The organism is Mycobacterium sp. (assembly GCF_035653355.1).
GTDB lineage: Bacteria > Actinomycetota > Actinomycetes > Mycobacteriales > Mycobacteriaceae > Mycobacterium.
Genome location: NZ_DASRBZ010000511.1, coordinates 1 through 3,900, shown reverse-complemented (window position 1 = coordinate 3,900; position 3,900 = coordinate 1). Strand labels below are relative to the sequence as shown.

At 63.1% G+C, this 3,900-nt stretch carries 4 protein-coding genes; 2 read left to right on the top strand and 2 right to left on the bottom strand.

Features of this window, described 5'->3' with window-relative positions; genetic code table 11:
* Nucleotides 1-9: 9 nt before the first annotated feature.
* Entirely contained in the window at nt 10-555 is a 546-nt protein-coding gene (locus tag VFA16_RS17595) for a ferritin (protein ID WP_324969051.1), read from the bottom strand.
* A 276-nt stretch (nt 556-831) separates the two neighbouring features.
* Between VFA16_RS17595 and VFA16_RS17590 the strand changes: the two genes are divergently transcribed.
* A complete protein-coding gene (locus tag VFA16_RS17590; RefSeq protein WP_324969050.1) occupies nt 832-2,790 on the top strand; it encodes an aconitate hydratase in 1,959 nt (652 codons plus the stop codon).
* Nucleotides 2,787-3,236, top strand: a complete 450-nt coding sequence (locus VFA16_RS17585) for a nuclear transport factor 2 family protein (RefSeq protein WP_324969049.1) — start codon at nt 2,787-2,789, stop codon at nt 3,234-3,236. The genes VFA16_RS17590 and VFA16_RS17585 overlap by 4 nt, the downstream gene beginning before the upstream one ends.
* 13 nt (nt 3,237-3,249) lie before the next feature.
* Here the strand turns inward: VFA16_RS17585 and VFA16_RS17580 are convergent.
* On the bottom strand, nt 3,250-3,900 hold a 651-nt coding region (locus tag VFA16_RS17580), incomplete at its 5' end, for a class I SAM-dependent methyltransferase (RefSeq protein ID WP_324969048.1).

Sequence of the window (3,900 nt, the reverse complement as noted above, 5' to 3'; positions counted from 1 at the left end):
TGCCGGCGGTTAAAGGCTGCCGCCCGCGGCGTGTGGGGCACCCGAGGGGCTAGGGGCTGAGCCGACCTCACGGGCGACGAAGTTCTCCAGATCGAACAGGTTGTGCCCGGCGCGGTCAGCGACTCGCAACAGAGTCGACATCAGCGCCATCTCCCTGGTCTGCTCCTTGCAGAACCACTGCATGAACTGCTCGCCCAGGTAGTCGCTTTCCTCACGCGCCACGCTGGCGAGCCGGCTGACTTGTTCGGTGACCGCGCGCTCTTGGTCCACCGCCAGCGCCAACGCATCGCGCGCGGTGTCGAACTGGTTGCGCACGGCGTCGACTCCCGGGATCTCGACCGCGACATCGCGGTCAAGCAGGTACTGCACCAGCATCATCGCGTGATTTCGCTTTTCGACGGCCTGGCTGTAAAAGTGTCTCGCCAGCTGTGGCAAGTCCTCGCCATCGAAATATACCGCCTCCGCAACATATTGCTGGGCAGCGGTGAATTCGTTGCGTATTTGCTCTTGAAGGAGCGCATTGAATTTTGTTGTGGGAACATTCCGATCGCTCATAGAAGAAGGTTAGAGCAGGTAGACGGCCCTTTGCAACGAAGGTAAAGCTTATTCAGGCCAGCTTTGCCTAACTAAAGCAAGGCTATGTTGAATCCGGGGAATGCCGCGTTACATTAGTAAAGTTAGCCTACAGTGAATTGAAGCAATGCACGTCATGTGAACTATCGGATATGTGCATTGTCGGCTCGGCATGAGCTGCGGGCCTGGTAACTGTGAGCTTGTCCCGGGAATATAACGGGTAGCGCGGCGGCCCACCGTGATCAGAAAGGGAGCATCATGGCGCTCAATGTCACCCGCAAGCTGATCGAGTCGCACCTGGTATCCGGTGAGATGACGCCAGGCGAGGAGATCGCGATACGCATCGACCAGACGCTGACCCAGGATGCGACCGGCACTTTGGTGATGCAGGAACTCGAGGCGCTCGGACTCGATCGGGCCCGCACCGAGGTGAGCGTGCAGTACGTCGACCACAACCTGCTGCAAACCGACGAGAAGAACGCCGAAGATCACGAATATCTGCGCACCGCCGGTCAGCGCTTCGGCCTCTGGTATTCCAAGCCGGGCAACGGGGTGTCGCATCCAACGCATATGCAGCGCTTCGGGATTCCCGGCAAGACCATGGTGGGCTCGGACTCCCACACACCGGCAGCCGGTTCGCTGGGCATGTTGGCCATCGGTGTGGGCGGCCTGGAAGTGGCGCTGGCAATTTCCGGGCGTCCGCTGCATCTGCGGATGCCCGAGGTCTGGGGTGTCCGGCTGGAAGGCGAGCTGCCCGAGTGGTGTTCGGCCAAAGACGTCATCCTGGAGATGTTGCGCCGTCACGACGTCAAAGGCGGGGTGAACCGGATCATCGAGTACCACGGCCCAGGGCTCGCCGACCTGACCGCGATGGATCGCCACGTCATCGCCAATATGGGCGCCGAATTAGGGGCCACCACAACGGTTTTCCCCAGCGACGAGGCGGTACGCGAATTCCTGCGGGCGGAAGGGCGCGAGAACGACTGGGTCGAGCTGGTCGCCGACGACGGCGCAGGCTACGACATCGAGGACAGCATCGACCTGTCGAAGGTCGAACCGCTGATCGCAAAGCCGTCGTCGCCAGGCAACGTGGTACCGGTCCGCGAGGTCGCCGGCGAAGACGTGGCACAGGTGGTCATCGGGTCGAGCGCCAATCCCGGGCTGCGCGATTTCGCGATAGCCGCCGCGATGGTGGCCGGACGGCAGACGGCACCACCCGTCAGCTTCGACATCAATCCGACCTCGCGGCAGATACTGGCCGACCTGACCAAGATGGGCGCAATCACCGATCTGGTGATCGCCGGTGCCCGCATCCACCAAGCGGGTTGCATGGGCTGCATCGGCATGGGCCAGGCCCCGGCTGTCGGGCGAAATTCCTTGCGTACCATGCCGCGTAACTTCCCCGGCCGGTCAGGCACTAAAGAGGACTCAGTCTGGTTGTGTTCGCCGGAGACCGCGGCCGCGTCGGCGCTGACGGGAGTGATCACGGATCCGCGGGAGTGGGCGCGGGAGGCGAAGGTGACCTATCCGAAAATTGAGCTGCCCCAGAAGAGCTCGATCAACACAGCGATGTTGGTGCCGCCGTTGCCGGAGGAGGAGGCGCGCAGGGTCGAACCGGTGAAGGGCCCCAACGTTTCTGACCTTCCGGAGCTCTCGCCGCTGCCCGACGAAATCGAAGCGCCGGTGCTGCTGAAGGTTGGCGACAACATCTCCACCGACGAGATCTCCCCGGCCGGCGCGCGGGCGCTGCCTTATCGCTCCAACATCCCCAAGCTGGCGATGTTCAGTTTCACCCAGGTCGACGACTCGTACCCGCAACGCGCACAAGAAGCAGGGCAAATCGGCCACTTCATCGTCGGTGGTGACAACTACGGCCAGGGATCCTCGCGCGAGCATGCCGCGATCGCACCGCGCTACCTCGGACTGCGTGTGGTCATCGCGAAGTCGTTCGCGCGTATCCACTGGCAGAACTTGGCCAACTACGGCGTGCTGGCGCTGGAGTTTGACAACGAGGACGACTACGACGCAATCGAGCAGGGCGATACGCTGCGCATCGTCCGTCTTCGCGACACGTTGGCGAGCAAGGACACACTGCAGGTCGACAACCTCACCAAAGAGACGTCTTTTGCCGTGCGCCACCGTTTTTCGCAGCGCCAGGTGAAGGATGTATTGGCCGGTGGACTGATCCCTCGGCTCGCAGAAGAAGAAGAACAATGACGGAGGATGCAGCGATGGCCGACACCGACGGTTCTCACGGCAGCGTCGAGGCTGTTCAAGCGGTGGTTCAACGCTGGGAAGAAGCACTCGCCAACCACGACGCCGAGGCGTTACTGGCCTGCTACGCGCCGGACGCAACGTTAGAAAGCCCTGTTGCGGCACACATTCTCGGCGGTCGGGGAGTGTGCCGGGGCCATGATGAGTTGCGACCCTTCCTTACCGAGGTCGTCGCACGCACGCCGGATGAACGCCAGTACTACCGGACCGGCTTCTTCACCGACGGGCGACGCGCCACCTGGGAATACCCCCGGCAGACACCGAACGGCGAACAGATGGACTTCGTCGAGGTCATGGAGATCGAGGGCGGACTCATCAAAGCCCACCGGGTGTATTGGGGATGGCGTGGTGTCGAAATCCTGAGCAACGACCAATACCACCGCGACTAAGACCTGGCCGCTCTCACCGCTTCGTCGCGGTGACGAGCAGGTACTCCCACTGCATCGTGCCGTTGGACAAGTAGCGTCGGGCCAGCTCGATGAGTTCGGCGTCGAGGCTGGCGACCACTACCCGATTGTCGGCGATGTTGCGGTAGGCCTCGATGGTGGGGCCGTAGTGGTGCTTGAAGTACTGATGCACCGCCTCGGCGCTGGCGAACCGGTCCACCGTCAACATGCCCCGCCGCGCGCTGATGTTGGCGACGCGGTCACCCAACAGCCCGGCGACATAATCCGCACGTCCCCACAACGCCGCCGGCGGGTCACCTGGCTGCAGTGTCGGCCGGTACGGAGTGATCGCAGCGAGCATCTGGCCGAAGAAGCCCTCCGGCGTCCAACTGACCACCCCGAGCGTTCCCCCGGAGCGACACACCCGCACCAGCTCGTCGGCCGCGCGCTGCTGGCGGGGCGCGAACATCACCCCGATCGCAGAAAGCACCGCGTCGAACTCGCCGTCGGCAAAGGGCAGCGCTTCGGCGTTGGCTTCTTGGCATGCCAGCGCCAGTCGCTGTTGCGCGGCACGCATCTGAGCACGCTGAAGCAGTTCCGGTGTGAGGTCGCTGGCAACCACGCTGGCCCCTACCTTGGCGGCGGGGATCGAGACATTGCCGGATCC